The sequence below is a fragment of the Bacillus sp. FSL W8-0770 genome, assembly GCF_038008705.1.
Lineage (GTDB): Bacteria > Bacillota > Bacilli > Bacillales > Bacillaceae_G > Bacillus_A > Bacillus_A cereus.
Genome location: NZ_JBBOZR010000001.1, coordinates 242501 through 257500, shown reverse-complemented (window position 1 = coordinate 257500; position 15000 = coordinate 242501). Strand labels below are relative to the sequence as shown.

The following is a 15000-nucleotide window of genomic DNA, read 5'->3' as shown; positions in this document are numbered from 1 at the left end:
TTATATAAGTAAACGGATTAAATATCTTTTTCAATCTTATACCCCACTCCCCATACTGTTTTTATATATCTAGGTTTCCTTGGATTCTCCTCAATCTTTTCACGCACTTTCCGAATGTGCACCATTACAGTATTATCAGACTGGAAAGATCGTTCGTTCCACACCTTTTCATAAATTTGCTCCGCACTAAACACCATACCTGGATTTCTAGCTAGCAATTCTAAAATTGAAAATTCCCTCGGAGTTAGTTTCACTTCTTCTCCCTCTACAACAACTTTATGGGTCGAGATGTTGATTTTCATCTCCCCAATTTCTAACTCGTCCTCATTTTGGACAGCGAAACCATTCATTTTCATATAACGGCGTAACTGAGATTTAATTCGTGCAATTAACTCTAATGGATTAAATGGTTTCGTTACATAATCATCTGCACCCGTTGTTAACCCTAAAATCTTATCCATATCTTGCGTTTTCGCAGAAAGCATAATAATAGGCATTTCTTTCGCTTCCCTTACCTTCATACACATATGAATACCATCCACTTTCGGCATCATAATATCTAATACGACTAGATGTACTTCATTTTCTTCCAATAGACGTAATCCTTCTTCTCCGTCTCCTGCTTGTAATACTTTATATCCTTCATTCTTTAAATAGATTGTAATTAAATTCCGAATTTCTTTTTCATCATCTACGACAAGTATTGTTTCGTGTGCCACAATATCTCCCCCATCACTTTTTTAATCCCTAACTTCTATTATAGGAAAACTTCTGAAGAAAAACGCTCGGAAATCCTTAAGATTTTCTGAAGACGCAAAAAAGGTCTAGACTCCCCTTAAGTCTAGACCTTTAAAAACCCCTTTTATTTACGAACATAGATGAAATATAGTACGAATAAAACTCCCATAACATACATAATTGGATGAACCTCTTTACGACGACCACTCACAACCATTGTAATTGGATAGAAGATAAATCCAATCGCAATCCCAGTTGCGATACTATACGTAAGTGGCATAGAGATAATTGTAAAGAATGCTGGTACTGCAATCTCGAATTTCTTCCAATCAATTTCCCCTAAGGAAGAAACCATCAAGATTCCTACAATAATTAAAGCCGGTGCCGTTACAGCTGGCGTTACAACACTTAGTAATGGCGAGAAGAATAGTGCCAGTAAGAAGAATCCTGCTGTTACAACTGCTGTAAATCCAGAACGTCCTCCTGCTGCTACCCCTGCAGACGATTCAATGTAAGACGTTGTTGTTGATGTACCTAAAATCGCACCAATTACAGTTGCAATCGCATCTGCAAATAACGCTTTTCCTGCACGTGGTAATTTATTGTTCTTCATTAATCCTGCTTGATTTGCAACCGCTACAAGCGTACCTGCTGTATCAAAGAAATCGATAAAGAAGAACGTTATAATAACAATCCCCATTTGAACTGTGAAAATATCTCCGAAGTGCGTTAACGCCACGCCGAACGTTGGTTCTAGACTCGGTATTGCTCCCACCACAGCTTTCGGAGTATCAATTAATCCTGTTGCAACTCCTAAGATCGCTGTAAGAATCATACCGTAGAATACTGCACCATTAACTTTCTTAATCATGAAGATGATCGTAGTAACAACCCCAAAGATTGCTAGTAACGTTGTGCCCTTTGTTAAGTCCCCCAACCCAACAAGAACCGCATCATTTTTCACGATAATTCCGGCATTTTGGAATCCAAGGAAAGCAATGAACAATCCAATACCTGCTGCTACTGCAAACTTTAACTCCGATGGAATTGCATTAATGATTTTTTCACGAATACCTGAAGCAGTAAGAATAATAAAGATAATACCTGACATTAATGTTCCGGCAATGGCCGTTTGCCACGGAATACCCATCGTTAACACTGCTGTATAAGCAAAGAACGCGTTAATTCCCATACCTGGCGCTAAAGCAATTGGATACTTCGCGAAAATACCCATAATTAACGAACCGATCGCTGCCGCTAATGCCGTAGCAACGAATACTGCACCTGGATCCATCCCTGTACCTGCTGGTAACCCTTTAACATTTCCAAGCGACAGCGTAGCAGGATTGACAAATAGTACGTAAGCCATAGATAGAAATGTCGTTAACCCTGCTATGAACTCAGTCTTATAATTCGTACCGAGCTCATCAAACTGAAAATAGCGTTTCATCCTATGTTTCCCCCGTTATATGATTACTCGCCGTATTTCACCCTAGCCCTCTTTTATCCCGAGAAATAAAAAAGGCTCCCATTGCATATATACATGGAAGCGTTCTATAAACAAAGACAAGTTTCCCCTCATCTTTATACAAACGCCTCGTAGTCAAGCCATTTACGGTAGCTAGGTAGAAACTTTCGGGCCATATCCCCGATATTATACGACGGCTATAATATTCACTTTTCGTTTGAATTACATAATCATATTAACTCGACGAAGTAGTTTTGTCAATTTAAAAACGAACATTTTCATAAACTTTTATAGTTTCGTTCGTATTAACGCCAAAACAAAAAAGATCCATCTATGCATAAGCAATAGATGGATCTTTTTATAAATACTATTCCCACTCAATAGTTGCTGGTGGCTTACTCGTTACATCATACACGATACGGTTAACGTGTTTTACTTCGTTTACGATACGTACAGAGATTTTCTCTAATACGTCCCAAGGGATACGTGCCCAGTCAGCTGTCATACCGTCGATAGATGTTACTGCACGGATACCTACTGTGTAATCGTAAGTACGCTCGTCACCCATAACACCTACGCTACGCATACCAGGAAGTGCAGTGAAGTATTGCCAGATTTCACGGTCTAAGCCCGCTTTAATAATTTCTTCACGTAAAATCGCATCAGATTCACGAACGATTTCTAATTTCTCTTCTGTAATTTCACCTAATACACGAATACCAAGACCCGGTCCTGGGAATGGTTGACGCCATACGATTTCATCAGGAATTCCTAGTTCAGATCCTAATACACGTACTTCGTCTTTAAATAACGTGTTTAAAGGCTCAATTAATTTGAACTGCATGTCTTCTGGAAGTCCACCAACGTTGTGGTGAGATTTAATTGTTTGTGCAGTTGCTGTACCACTTTCAACGATGTCTGTGTAAAGTGTACCTTGTGCTAAAAAGTCCATACCTTGTAATTTAGACGCTTCATCATCAAATACGTAAATGAATTCGTTACCGATGATTTTACGTTTTTGTTCTGGATCTTCTACACCTTTTAACTTGTTCATGAAGCGTTCTTTTGCATCCACTTTAATAACGTTCATGTGGAAGCCTTCGCTAAATGTTTTCATAACGCCTTCTGCTTCGCCTTTACGCAGTAAGCCGTGGTCAACGAAAATACAAGTTAATTGATCGCCGATTGCTTTATGAATTAATACTGCTACAACAGAAGAGTCTACACCGCCACTAAGTGCGCATAGTACTTTTTTGTCTCCAACAGTTTCACGAATTTTTTCTAATTCTACTTCGATAAAGTTCTCCATGTTCCATCCTTCAGAACAACCACATACGCCGAATACGAAGTTTTTAATTAAATCGTTACCGTGCTCAGAGTGACGTACTTCTGGGTGGAATTGTACACCGTATAAGTTTTTCGCTTCATTGCTCATACCAGCAATTGGGCAAGACTCACTTGTTGCGTCTACTACGAATCCTTCAGGTAAACCAGTTACTAAGTCACCATGGCTCATCCATACAACTTGCTCTTCTGGAAGGTTCGCATATAATTTTGATTCGTTCTCTACTTTAAGAACAGCCTTTCCGTACTCACGGTGATTTGCACGCTCTACTTTACCACCGAAGTGTTGCGTCATAAGCTGCATACCGTAACAAATACCGAAGATTGGTAAACCTAGTTCAAAGATTTTTTCATCACAATGTAATGCACCTTCACCGTATACGCTATTTGGTCCACCAGAGAAAATAATCCCTTTTGGATTCATTGCTTTAATTTCTTCTGCAGTAATTGTATGTGGATGAAGTTCACTGTATACACCGAACTCACGAATTCGACGTGCTATTAACTGATTGTATTGACTTCCAAAATCTAAAACGATAATTGTATCGTGTTGTTTCTTCAAAATAATCACCCCAACGTTAGTTCTCGTATATAAATATTTTCACCAATTTGGCGAAAAGCATTACCAATATAATAAAAAAAGCCAGTCCTCCGCCTCTAGTCTCATAACAAAGAAAAGGCAGGGGCCTGGCTTTATAAAGAAAGATAGTCTCCGCTCTTTATAAATATAAGACACACTGCCTTCATAGTCAGGTTGTTTGCGGTAACCCGGTAGAGACTCTCAAACCATATCATTGAGGATATATGAAGGATCGTTTTATATTATCTTCCTAGATTCTAACAATGAAATATCAATATGGTCAAGAGAGAAAGCGACAAAATTCTACAGAAATTCATTTCCTTTTCTAAAAAACATAAAAAAACATCCATTTCTATATAGAAATGGATGTTTTTTAGGGCAAACGGAATTACATCATTCCGCCCATACCGCCCATGCCCATGCCGCCCATGTCAGGCATTGCTGGTGCATTTGGTTCTGGCTTGTCAGCTACTACAGCTTCAGTTGTTAAGAACATAGCTGCAACAGATGCTGCGTTTTGAAGTGCAGAACGAGTTACTTTAGCTGGATCTACGATACCAGACTCAAGCATGTTAACCCATTCGCCAGTAGCTGCGTTGAAACCAACGCCTACTTTTTCGCCTTTTAGACGCTCTACAACTACAGATCCTTCTAGACCAGCGTTGATTGCGATTTGACGAACTGGCTCTTCTAGTGCGCGAAGTACGATGTTGATACCTGTTGCTTCGTCGCCTTCAGCTACGATAGAAGCTACTTTTGTGTATACGTTCATAAGTGAAGTACCACCACCTGCAACGATACCTTCTTCTACTGCTGCACGAGTTGAGTTAAGTGCATCTTCAATGCGAAGTTTGCGTTCTTTCAACTCAGTTTCAGTTGCTGCACCTACTTTAATTACCGCTACGCCACCTGCAAGTTTTGCAAGACGCTCTTGTAATTTTTCACGATCGAATTCAGAAGTTGTTTCTTCTAATTGCGCACGGATTTGACCGATGCGAGCTTCGATTTGTTCTGTGCTTCCTACACCTTCAACTACAGTTGTGTTTTCTTTCGTTACAACAACTTTACCAGCGCGTCCTAAAGATTCAACTGTAGCAGATTTTAAGTCACGGCCTAATTCTTCAGTGATTACTTCGCCACCAGTTAAGATCGCGATATCTTCTAGCATTGCTTTACGACGGTCACCAAATCCAGGAGCTTTAACAGCTACTACATTGAATGTACCACGAAGTTTGTTCACTACTAATGTAGCTAACGCTTCGCCTTCTACATCTTCAGCAATGATAAGAAGTGGTTTACCTTGTTGTACCACTTGCTCTAATACTGGTAAGATTTCTTGAATGTTAGAAATCTTTTTATCAGTGATTAAGATGTATGGGTTATCAAGAACTGCTTCCATTTTGTCAGAATCAGTAATCATGTAAGGAGATGCATATCCACGATCAAATTGCATACCTTCTACTACGTCTAATTCTGTTGTGAAGCCTTTAGATTCTTCTAAAGTAATAACGCCGTCGTTACCAACGCGCTCCATTGCTTCAGCGATTAATTGACCTACTTCTTCGTCAGCAGCAGAAATAGCAGCTACTTGTGCGATAGAAGATTTACCTTCGATTGGTTTAGAAATCGTTTTTAATTCTTCAATTGCAGCAGTAACAGCTTTTTCGATACCTTTACGAAGACCCATTGGGTTCGCACCAGCTGTTACGTTTTTAAGACCTTCACGAATCATAGCTTGCGCTAATACAGTTGCAGTTGTTGTTCCGTCACCAGCTACGTCATTTGTTTTGCTAGCAACTTCTGCTACTAATTTCGCACCCATGTTTTCGAATGCATCTTCTAATTCGATTTCTTTTGCGATTGTTACACCATCATTTGTAATAAGTGGTGAACCAAATTTTTTCTCAAGTACAACGTTACGACCTTTTGGTCCAAGCGTTACTTTTACTGCATTTGCAAGAGTGTCGACACCGCGAAGCATCGAACGACGTGCTTCTTCACTAAATTTAATATCTTTTGCCATAATAATTGACCCCCTTGGATTTTTTAAGATTTATATAATTAACCGATAACTGCTAAAATGTCACTTTCACGTAAAATCAAGTAGTCTGTACCTTCATATTTCACTTCAGTACCTGCATATTTTGAGAAGATGATAAGATCACCTGCTGCTACCTCTAAAGCAACACGCTCACCATTCTCAAGCACTCGACCAGTACCTACTGCAACAACTTTACCCTCTTGTGGTTTTTCTTTTGCAGTATCTGGTAATACGATACCACTTGCTGTTTTTTCTTCTGCTTGAACAAGCTCAATTACAACGCGATCACCTAATGGCTTTAGCATGAACAATAACCTCCTCATTTTGTTATGTAAATTTCTTTTATTAGCACTCAAGTCATCCGAGTGCTAACACACTTATAATAATAAATAATCTCAATTTCTTTTGCAAGTAAAAAAATCATAATTTTTTCGCAAATCACTATATAAACTTTCTATATAGAATACTGCCTTTACTATATGAATCGTTGTTTCCACTGCTCGTATGTTACAATATGAAAGGACACCCTAAGTTGTTTTCGCTACACACACAACTTTCTCCTGTCTTCTATTATAATTTCAAATAAGGATTTACGAAAAAAACATAATTCAAGTGAGGTTTATATCGTAGGTAGCATATTTACATGTTATCCTAACTTATCTCATACACTATAGTTAGAAAGGATGGTTAAACCATTTGAAGAAACAATACTGGTGGATTATCGTTACATACATTTTAATGCAGTTATCCGGCGTTGTTGGATTACCACTTCTCCTAAAAACAGGACTCTACGATAATAGAGGATTTACCATTGAGGAAAAAGGACAAATCATAACGGGACACTGGGCAATTATTAGCTTCTTTGTTGCATTATGTATCGTACTTTGGTTACTTAGAACAGATATTCGTGACAGGCATTTAGATCCAATGCGCTCTTCTGTCCCAGCTACTATTGGATGGATTTTCATCGGGTTCTTCTTAGCAATCATCTCACAATCCATTGCAGGTATGATTGAAATGTATGTATTTGGGGTTCCACGTGGATCTGAGAATACAGACAGACTGATGGACATCGCAAGAACGATACCTTGGTTCCTTATTGTTGTATCTATAATTGGACCTATCTTAGAAGAAATCGTATTTAGAAAAATTCTATTCGGCACGCTTTATAAGAAGTTTAACTTCTTTATCGCAGCTATCATTAGTTCGCTTGTATTTGCAGCAATTCATTTTGATTTTACTCATTTATTGGTATACACTGCTATGGGGCTCGTATTCGCCTTCTTATATGTGAAGACGAAACGGATTATCGTTCCGATTGCAGCTCATGTTGCGATGAATACATTGGTCGCTATTGGGCAAATTTTTATGAGCAATGAACAAATTCAAGAAATGATTAAAGAAGCTGAAAAAATGCAAGGCTTTATCGGAGGATTTTTTGTATGAGAAACTCACCATTGTTCATGGCTGCACTATACTTCCTTCTTGGATGTATCTTTACACGCTTCGCCATTACGAACGTGACAGATACAATCTGGAATATGTGGACAATACTATTTGCAGTTATGGCAACAATTGATTTTAATTTGGCACTTCGCCTTATATTAATTAAATTCACAAAGAAGAAACAATAATAAAACGCAGAGGTCGCTTCCTCTGCGTTTTATTGTGGATAGTTTTTCAAAAAGTAAACTAATGTTTGTAACTCTACAGCTAAGTCAATATGATGAATTCTAATATTCTCTGATACGTTTAATCGCGCTGGTGTGAAATTCAAAATACCATGCACGCTCGTTTCAGCTAATCTATCTGCTACAGCTTGTGCTACTGTAGCCGGTACTGTTAATATTGCCACTTGTATATCATTTGATAATCTCTCTTCTAATTCATCTAAATGATATACAGGAATGCCCCCGATTTCTGTTCCAACTTTCTCTTCACTAACATCAAATGCCATTTCAATTTTTGTATTATTGTTTTTCGTGAAATTATAATGTAAGAAAGCGGTCCCTAAATTACCTACTCCAATAAGTGCTACACGTGTTATATCATCTTGATCAAGTGTTTCGCGGAAAAATGATAATAAATAATTTACGTTATATCCATATCCCTTTTTCCCTAACGCTCCAAAATACGAAAAATCTCTTCGTATTGTTGCGGAATCTACTTTTACTGCCTCACTCAATTCGGCCGATGAAACACGCTGCTTACCAGAAAGAGATAAGTTTTGGATAAATCGATAGTATAGAGGCAATCTTTTAGCAGTGGCTTGTGGAATCTTTTGCTGATCCATATGACCTCTCCTCTCTTCCTATCTTTATTCATATACTTTAATCAAATACAGAAGTTTAGCACTCATTAAATTCCTTGTATAATAAAGAGAAGAAGTATTCTCTCTTTATTTTAAACTATACACTATTTTTAGTATGATTGAGAAATATAAACATGGCAAAGTTAAGAAATTATTTGAGGTGAAAACATTGATTTTATTACAAGTAAACGCGCTTTCGAAATTATACGGTGCAGAAACGATTCTTGCAAACATAAAATTGGAAGTACAAACAAAAGATCGTATCGCATTAGTTGGAAGGAATGGAGCAGGCAAATCTACATTATTAAAAATTATCGCTGGTGAATTATCTCATGATGGTGGCGAAATTATAAAACCGAAAGATGTCTCAATCGGATATTTAGCTCAAAATACTGGACTAGAAACGTCTTTAACAATTTGGGATGAAATGCTAACCGTCTTTACTCACTTACAGCAAATGGAGACAAAACTTCGAAGGCTTGAGCAAGAAATGGGAAAAGAAGAAAACTTTTCAAACGAAGCTACATATGAAAGATTGTTAGCTGATTATGACCAATTGCAACTCAATTATAAAGATCAAGGTGGATATCAATATGAAGCGGATATTCGCTCCATTTTAAGCGGCCTTGGCTTCCCAGTTGAAACGCACCAGACGACGATCTCTACTTTAAGCGGCGGGCAAAAAACAAGATTAGCTCTCGGGAAATTATTATTAACAAAACCAGACTTACTTATTTTGGACGAGCCTACAAACCATTTAGACATCGAAACATTAACGTGGCTTGAGCAATATTTACAAGGTTATCCTGGCGCAATATTAATCGTTTCACATGACCGTTATTTCTTAGACAAACTCGTTACACAAGTATATGAAATTTCGAATAAAGAAAGCAGACGATTTGTTGGTAACTACAGTAAATATTTAGACTTAAAATCAGCATTATATGAGCAAGAAATGAAACGTTACGAAAAACAACAAGATGAAATCGCAAAACTTGAGGACTTCGTTCAAAAGAATATAGCTCGCGCTTCTACAACGAAACGTGCTCAAAGTCGTCGTAAACAACTAGACAGAATGGAATTATTAACGAGACCATTAGGGGATTCTAAGTCAGCATCATTCCACTTCGATATTGAAAAGCAAAGTGGAAATGATGTTTTACAAGTAAATGATGCAACCATCGGCTATGATGAGAACCCTATAATTGAACATGTAACTATGCGCTTAACTCGCGGAGATAGTGTTGCTTTAGTTGGTCCAAACGGAATTGGGAAATCCACATTGTTAAAGTCTATTGTGAATAAGTTACCACTATTAAATGGTGATGTTTCTTTCGGATCAAATGTATCTGTTGGTTATTATGATCAAGAACAAGCAAACTTAACATCTTCTAAACGGGTTTTAAATGAATTATGGGATGAATATCCACTGCAACCTGAAAAAGAAATCCGTACTATACTCGGGAATTTTTTATTCACAGGAGATGATGTACTGAAACCAGTATCTTCTCTTAGTGGTGGACAAAAAGCTCGATTAGCTCTTGCAAAACTTATGATGCAAAAGTCGAATTTGTTAATTCTAGATGAGCCTACGAACCACCTTGATTTAAATAGTAAAGAGATTTTGGAGAATGCTTTAATTGATTACCCAGGGACTCTTCTATTCGTCTCACATGACCGCTACTTTATTAACCGTGTAACAACGACTGTGGTTGAGTTATCAACAGAAGGTGCACAGGAATATTTAGGGGATTACGATTACTACGTTGAAAAGAAAAATGAAATGATTGAACGTGCAGAACTTGAACAGCAAGAAAGTGACATTCCTGTTCAAAAAGTGGTTGCACAAGAGAAATTAAATTATTTAGAAGAAAAAGAGCGTAAAAAACTAGAGCGTCAACGCACTAGAAAAATTGAAGAGCTAGAACAAAGTATATTAGAATTAGAAGAAGAAATTGCTACGCTAGAAGATCAACTTTGCTTACCAGAAATATATGCAGATTATGAAAAAGCTAGTGAAATTACAACTAAAAAGCAAACGCTACAAGAACAACTTGAAACTTGTATGGCAGAATGGGAAGAGCTGCATGTATAAGCATATTTAAATAAGGAAGATGTCTCATAAGTCAGGATTTTTGACTATGCGACATCTTTTTTTCTTTTAATACAGAAACAATTTTTGAGTATATCAATCGTAACTTAGAATATACCAACGATTTTTCAAATATATCTATTGTAACCCTATATATATTAACAATTCGACACAAAATATCGATTTAACGACAAAAATTGACAATATTAGCATCTTCTATAATAGGGGGATGTTTCAAAATGTTTTTCGGAGATATCTTCTTACTTTTTATTTCCCGAAAAAGAACAAATTTAAAGGTCTGACATCATCCTATTTATCCACAAGTTTATACACATATCCACCTTTATAAAATAAACCTTAAAATAACTTTTCCACATTATCCACAATCAACAAAAAAGTTATCAACATTTTATATACACAATAAAACCCACATTATCAACAGACAATATGGGTTTTATCCACAACCTGTGGTTAATTATGTGCATAACTATGCTTCAATATCTAATCCTGGATTTGCATTTAAGGCTAATGTTGCACGCTTACCTTGTTCATAAGCAATTGTCCCTGCCGCTGCAATCATCGCTGCATTATCTGTGCATAAAGATAGCGGCGGAATAATTAATTCAATGTTTTCTTTTTGTGCAAATTCCTCTTCTAATCGCGCACGAAGTCCTTTATTAGCAGCTACTCCACCAGCAAGAAGTAATTGCTTTACATTATAAGCTTCTGCTGCACGAGCTGCTTTCGTTACAAGTACATCTATTACACTTTCTTGGAAACTTGCCGCTAAATCTTCTGGCGCAATTTCTATACCGCGCTGTTTTGCGTTATGCACAGTGTTGATAACTGCTGATTTCAATCCACTAAAGCTAAAATCATATGAATCCGGTTCTAGCCATGCACGAGGCAAATCAATTGTCGGTTCTCCTTCATGTGCAAGGCGATCAATATGAGGACCACCTGGATATGGCATAGATAACGTACGAGCTACTTTATCATATGCTTCTCCAGCTGCATCGTCTCGTGTTTCACCAATTACTTCGAATGAACCATGTTCTTTCATATAAACAAGTTCTGTATGCCCACCAGATACAACAAGTGATAATAACGGGAATTGAACTTCTTTTACTAAACGGTTCGCATAAATATGACCAGCAATATGATGAACACCGACTAACGGAATATCATGTGCAAACGCTACTGCCTTCGCTGCATTTACTCCAATTAGAAGTGCTCCTACTAAACCAGGACCTTCTGTTACAGCAATTGCATCAATATCATCAAATGTGATGTTTGCTTCCTTTAAAGCTTCTTCTAACACAACTGTAATTTCTTCTACATGATGACGGGATGCAATCTCTGGTACAACGCCGCCAAAACGTTTATGACTTTCAATTTGTGATGCAACGACATTCGCAATAATTTCCGTTCCATTTTTAACAACTGCTACTGCTGTTTCATCACAACTTGTTTCAATACCAAGTATAATCGTATTTTTTTCCATTATATATTCACCCACATTACGAGACCATCTTCCTGATTGTCTGCATAGTATCGTTTACGAATCCCACCATTTTGAAATCCGTATTTTCTGTATAACTGCTTTGCTACTTCATTTGATACACGTACTTCAAGTGTCATTGTTTTTACCCCTAGTTCTTTCGCTTCAGAAATAACTGCTTTCAATAGGGCATCTCCTAACTTTTGACCTCGGTATTCTGGCAAAATAGCTATATTTGTTATATGTGATTCATCAATAATTATCCACAATCCACAATACCCGACTACACGACCATCTTTTTCTAACACAAGATAATGTGCATGTTCATTCATCGTTAATTCACGGTGAAAGGCATCTGCAGTCCAAGGAGTTGAAAAAGACGCTTCTTCAATAGCTACAATTTGAGCAATATCATCAAGCTCCATCTTTCTAAATATCATATCCATCTTCTGCAAGCTCCTACTTGTTTTGACTTTCTAACCACTTTGTTTCAGCTTCAGCTAAACGAAGATAGCTTGGAACAAACGTATGCACATCTTGGTCTTCTTTTTGTAACCCTAAGAATGCTAGCTCACTTGGTCTTGGGTTATTTTTAGTAAATGGAGCGAATACAGCTTGATCACCTAAATGTTCTATAATTGTTTCTTTATGCAATTTAACATCGTTACCGATAAATAAAACAGGCTGTCCTTTATCTTTTAACATTTGCAACCAGTCCACAATAAGAATAATTCGGTCTTCTTCTATTGAAGTTAACTGCTCTCCTTCATATGTATATAACCCAGTATAAATTTGCCCACGTCTTCCATCAAATAAAGGACAAATTAACCCGTTAAAGTTAGCACCGTTTGCAGCTACTACCTCTAAACTTGATACACCTACAATTGGTATTTGAAGTGACCAAGCTAATGTTTTCGCCGCTGTCACGCCTATGCGAACACCTGTATAGGATCCAGGTCCAGCAGCTACAACGATTTTAGTTAATTCCTTCGGTTTTACGCCACACTCTTTTAACAGTTTCTCTACAGCTGGCATAAGACGTACAGAATGGTTTTTTGTTAAATTTGTAATGATTTCCCCAATTACGTTTCCTTCCTCAATAAGGGATACACCCATTACGTAATTTGAAGTATCAATTGCTAGTACTTTCATCTTGTAATAGCTCCTCACATAATCTAATATAGCGATCTCCAATTGGCTCGAGTATAATTTTTCTTGTGTCATCTCCAGCATGGAATAAACTAATTTGTAACTTTTCATTTGGTAAATATGCCTCTATTAAATGAGCCCATTCTACTACCGTAATTCCTTCACCGTAGAAATATTCATCAAAGCCTAAGTCCTCTTCACTTTCTGCTAAGCGATACACGTCCATATGATATAGCGGTAACCTACCTTTATATTCTTTAATGATATTAAAGGTAGGACTATTTACAACTCTTTTCACTCCAAGACCTTTTGCTAGTCCCTTTGTAAAAGTCGTCTTACCAGCTCCAAGATCTCCTTCTAAAATAATTACATCTTGTGCCTCTACGAGCTCACCTAGTTTTTCTGATAACCTTTGTGTTTCCTCAGAAGATTTTGTTGTTACTTCATATTTACTCACAGACTTCACCTACTTTACTCACAATGTTCTCTGCTCTTTATTATACAGGTTTTGAATATATAAAAAAGTCCTTAGGAGTTGTCCTAAGGATAGTTTGACTGTCTTTATTAGTTTTTTGTTAAAACAAATAAAAAAATACGAAACAACTTGTTTCGTTCTTTTCTTTATATGAAATGGCGGTCCCGACCGGGGTCGAACCGGCGATCTCCTGCGTGACAGGCAGGCATGTTAACCACTACACCACGGGACCATTTGGTTGCGGGGACAGGATTTGAACCTGCGACCTTCGGGTTATGAGCCCGACGAGCTACCGTGCTGCTCCACCCCGCGACAATATAAATAGCTTGGCGACGTCCTACTCTCACAGGGACAAGGTCCCAACTACCATCGGCGCTAGAGAGCTTAACTTCCGTGTTCGGTATGGGAACGGGTGTGACCTCTCTGCCATCATCACCAAACTATGAAGGCATATTCCTTCAAAACTAGATAACATTGCTACATATTATATGGTTAAGTCCTCGATCTATTAGTATTCGTCAGCTCCACATGTCACCATGCTTCCACCTCGAACCTATCAACCTGATCATCTTTCAGGGATCTTACTAGCTTACGCTATGGGAAATCTCATCTTGAGGGGGGCTTCATGCTTAGATGCTTTCAGCACTTATCCCTTCCGCACATAGCTACCCAGCTATGCCCTTGGCAGAACAACTGGTACACCAGCGGTGCGTCCATCCCGGTCCTCTCGTACTAAGGACAGCTCCTCTCAAATTTCCTACGCCCACGACGGATAGGGACCGAACTGTCTCACGACGTTCTGAACCCAGCTCGCGTACCGCTTTAATGGGCGAACAGCCCAACCCTTGGGACCGACTACAGCCCCAGGATGCGATGAGCCGACATCGAGGTGCCAAACCTCCCCGTCGATGTGGACTCTTGGGGGAGATAAGCCTGTTATCCCCGGGGTAGCTTTTATCCGTTGAGCGATGGCCCTTCCATGCGGAACCACCGGATCACTAAGCCCGACTTTCGTCCCTGCTCGACTTGTAGGTCTCGCAGTCAAGCTCCCTTATGCCTTTGCACTCTACGAATGATTTCCAACCATTCTGAGGGAACCTTTGGGCGCCTCCGTTACACTTTAGGAGGCGACCGCCCCAGTCAAACTGCCCACCTGACACTGTCTCCCGGGTCGATAAGACCCGTAGGTTAGAATTTCAATACAGTCAGGGCGGTATCCCACCAGCGCCTCCACCGAAGCTAGCGCTCCGGTTTCAATGGCTCCCGCCTATCCTGTACAAACTGTACCAAAATTCAATATC

At 38.4% G+C, this 15000-nt stretch carries 14 protein-coding genes, 2 tRNA genes, 2 rRNA genes and 2 riboswitches (2 of these 20 only partly in view); of the genes, 3 read left to right on the top strand and 15 right to left on the bottom strand.

All coding sequences use genetic code 11. The annotated features are described in order from the left end of the window. From ampS to groES, 6 genes are all read right to left on the bottom strand, one after another. A protein-coding gene (ampS, locus tag NST27_RS01500; protein WP_061662067.1) for an aminopeptidase AmpS crosses the window boundary here: on the bottom strand, nucleotides 1-34 show its beginning. 1472 nt of this gene lie to the left of the window's left edge; the window shows 34 of its 1506 coding nt (coding positions 1-34); the start codon lies at nucleotides 32-34; the stop codon falls past the left edge of the window. Continuing rightward, the gene (locus tag NST27_RS01495) at nucleotides 18-719 is read right to left on the bottom strand and encodes a response regulator transcription factor (protein ID WP_000929887.1); all 702 of its coding nucleotides are present in this window, start codon (nucleotides 717-719) and stop codon (nucleotides 18-20) included. The genes ampS and NST27_RS01495 overlap by 17 nt, the downstream gene beginning before the upstream one ends. A 143-nt stretch (nucleotides 720-862) precedes the next feature. Then, nucleotides 863-2188, bottom strand: a complete 1326-nt coding sequence (locus NST27_RS01490) for an NCS2 family permease (RefSeq protein WP_000833096.1) — start codon at nucleotides 2186-2188, stop codon at nucleotides 863-865. A gap of 130 nt (nucleotides 2189-2318) precedes the next feature. Then, nucleotides 2319-2420: riboswitch (purine riboswitch) on the bottom strand. 153 nt (nucleotides 2421-2573) lie between these two features. Then, the gene (gene guaA, locus NST27_RS01485; protein WP_000743906.1) at nucleotides 2574-4112 is read right to left on the bottom strand and encodes a glutamine-hydrolyzing GMP synthase; all 1539 of its coding nucleotides are present in this window, start codon (nucleotides 4110-4112) and stop codon (nucleotides 2574-2576) included. Nucleotides 4113-4276: 164 nt separating this feature from the next. Next, nucleotides 4277-4378: riboswitch (purine riboswitch) on the bottom strand. A gap of 140 nt (nucleotides 4379-4518) precedes the next feature. Then, nucleotides 4519-6153 carry a chaperonin GroEL gene (gene groL, locus NST27_RS01480; RefSeq protein WP_001029993.1) on the bottom strand — a complete coding sequence of 545 codons (1635 nt, stop codon included), beginning with the start codon at nucleotides 6151-6153 and terminating at the stop codon, nucleotides 4519-4521. Between the two features lie 38 nt (nucleotides 6154-6191). After that, on the bottom strand, nucleotides 6192-6476 hold the full coding sequence (groES, locus tag NST27_RS01475) for a co-chaperone GroES (protein ID WP_000917311.1): 285 nt from the start codon (nucleotides 6474-6476) through the stop codon (nucleotides 6192-6194). 391 nt (nucleotides 6477-6867) lie between these two features. Between groES and NST27_RS01470 the strand changes: the two genes are divergently transcribed. Together NST27_RS01470 and NST27_RS01465 are read left to right on the top strand one after the other, a co-directional pair. After that, nucleotides 6868-7617, top strand: coding sequence for a CPBP family intramembrane glutamic endopeptidase (locus NST27_RS01470; protein WP_000745328.1), 750 nt, complete (start codon nucleotides 6868-6870; stop codon nucleotides 7615-7617). Then, nucleotides 7614-7805: a YdiK family protein gene (locus tag NST27_RS01465; protein WP_001246200.1), complete on the top strand. Its 192-nt coding sequence runs from the start codon at nucleotides 7614-7616 to the stop codon at nucleotides 7803-7805. The genes NST27_RS01470 and NST27_RS01465 overlap by 4 nt, the downstream gene beginning before the upstream one ends. A 29-nt stretch (nucleotides 7806-7834) precedes the next feature. Here the strand turns inward: NST27_RS01465 and NST27_RS01460 are convergent, their stop codons facing one another. After that, nucleotides 7835-8464 carry a redox-sensing transcriptional repressor Rex gene (locus NST27_RS01460; RefSeq protein ID WP_000372699.1) on the bottom strand — a complete coding sequence of 210 codons (630 nt, stop codon included), beginning with the start codon at nucleotides 8462-8464 and terminating at the stop codon, nucleotides 7835-7837. A gap of 187 nt (nucleotides 8465-8651) precedes the next feature. Between NST27_RS01460 and NST27_RS01455 the strand changes: the two genes are divergently transcribed. Next, on the top strand, nucleotides 8652-10577 hold the full coding sequence (locus NST27_RS01455; protein WP_000602145.1) for an ABC-F family ATP-binding cassette domain-containing protein: 1926 nt from the start codon (nucleotides 8652-8654) through the stop codon (nucleotides 10575-10577). A gap of 484 nt (nucleotides 10578-11061) precedes the next feature. Here the strand turns inward: NST27_RS01455 and tsaD are convergent, their stop codons facing one another. The 8 genes from tsaD to NST27_RS01415 all read right to left on the bottom strand — a co-directional run. After that, the gene (gene tsaD / locus NST27_RS01450; RefSeq protein ID WP_000414585.1) at nucleotides 11062-12078 is read right to left on the bottom strand and encodes a tRNA (adenosine(37)-N6)-threonylcarbamoyltransferase complex transferase subunit TsaD; all 1017 of its coding nucleotides are present in this window, start codon (nucleotides 12076-12078) and stop codon (nucleotides 11062-11064) included. Then, nucleotides 12078-12521, bottom strand: coding sequence for a ribosomal protein S18-alanine N-acetyltransferase (gene rimI, locus NST27_RS01445; RefSeq protein ID WP_000367192.1), 444 nt, complete (start codon nucleotides 12519-12521; stop codon nucleotides 12078-12080). Before rimI ends, tsaD begins: the two co-directional genes overlap by 1 nt. A 13-nt stretch (nucleotides 12522-12534) precedes the next feature. After that, on the bottom strand, nucleotides 12535-13227 hold the full coding sequence (gene tsaB, locus NST27_RS01440) for a tRNA (adenosine(37)-N6)-threonylcarbamoyltransferase complex dimerization subunit type 1 TsaB (RefSeq protein ID WP_000865752.1): 693 nt from the start codon (nucleotides 13225-13227) through the stop codon (nucleotides 12535-12537). Further along, a complete protein-coding gene (gene tsaE, locus NST27_RS01435) occupies nucleotides 13208-13681 on the bottom strand; it encodes a tRNA (adenosine(37)-N6)-threonylcarbamoyltransferase complex ATPase subunit type 1 TsaE (protein WP_000049642.1) in 474 nt (157 codons plus the stop codon). The genes tsaB and tsaE overlap by 20 nt, the downstream gene beginning before the upstream one ends. Nucleotides 13682-13855: 174 nt before the next feature. Then, nucleotides 13856-13931, bottom strand: a tRNA-Asp gene (locus NST27_RS01430). A 3-nt stretch (nucleotides 13932-13934) separates the two neighbouring features. Beyond that, nucleotides 13935-14011, bottom strand: a tRNA-Met gene (locus NST27_RS01425). A 12-nt stretch (nucleotides 14012-14023) separates the two neighbouring features. Next, nucleotides 14024-14139, bottom strand: a 5S ribosomal RNA gene (rrf, locus tag NST27_RS01420). 48 nt (nucleotides 14140-14187) lie between these two features. Then, nucleotides 14188-15000, bottom strand: a 23S ribosomal RNA gene (locus tag NST27_RS01415) (it continues 2109 nt past the right edge of the window).

Bases quoted from the DNA above. Each gene is read 5' to 3' on its own strand.
- NST27_RS01490 (WP_000833096.1), bottom strand. From the start codon at position 2,188: ATGAAACGCTATTTTCAGTTTGATGAGCTCGGTACGAATTATAAGACT.
- groL (WP_001029993.1), bottom strand. From the start codon at position 6,153: ATGGCAAAAGATATTAAATTTAGTGAAGAAGCACGTCGTTCGATGCTT.
- groES (WP_000917311.1), bottom strand. From the start codon at position 6,476: ATGCTAAAGCCATTAGGTGATCGCGTTGTAATTGAGCTTGTTCAAGCA.
- NST27_RS01465 (WP_001246200.1), top strand. From the start codon at position 7,614: ATGAGAAACTCACCATTGTTCATGGCTGCACTATACTTCCTTCTTGGA.
- NST27_RS01460 (WP_000372699.1), bottom strand. From the start codon at position 8,464: ATGGATCAGCAAAAGATTCCACAAGCCACTGCTAAAAGATTGCCTCTA.
- tsaD (WP_000414585.1), bottom strand. From the start codon at position 12,078: ATGGAAAAAAATACGATTATACTTGGTATTGAAACAAGTTGTGATGAA.
- rimI (WP_000367192.1), bottom strand. From the start codon at position 12,521: ATGGATATGATATTTAGAAAGATGGAGCTTGATGATATTGCTCAAATT.
- tsaB (WP_000865752.1), bottom strand. From the start codon at position 13,227: ATGAAAGTACTAGCAATTGATACTTCAAATTACGTAATGGGTGTATCC.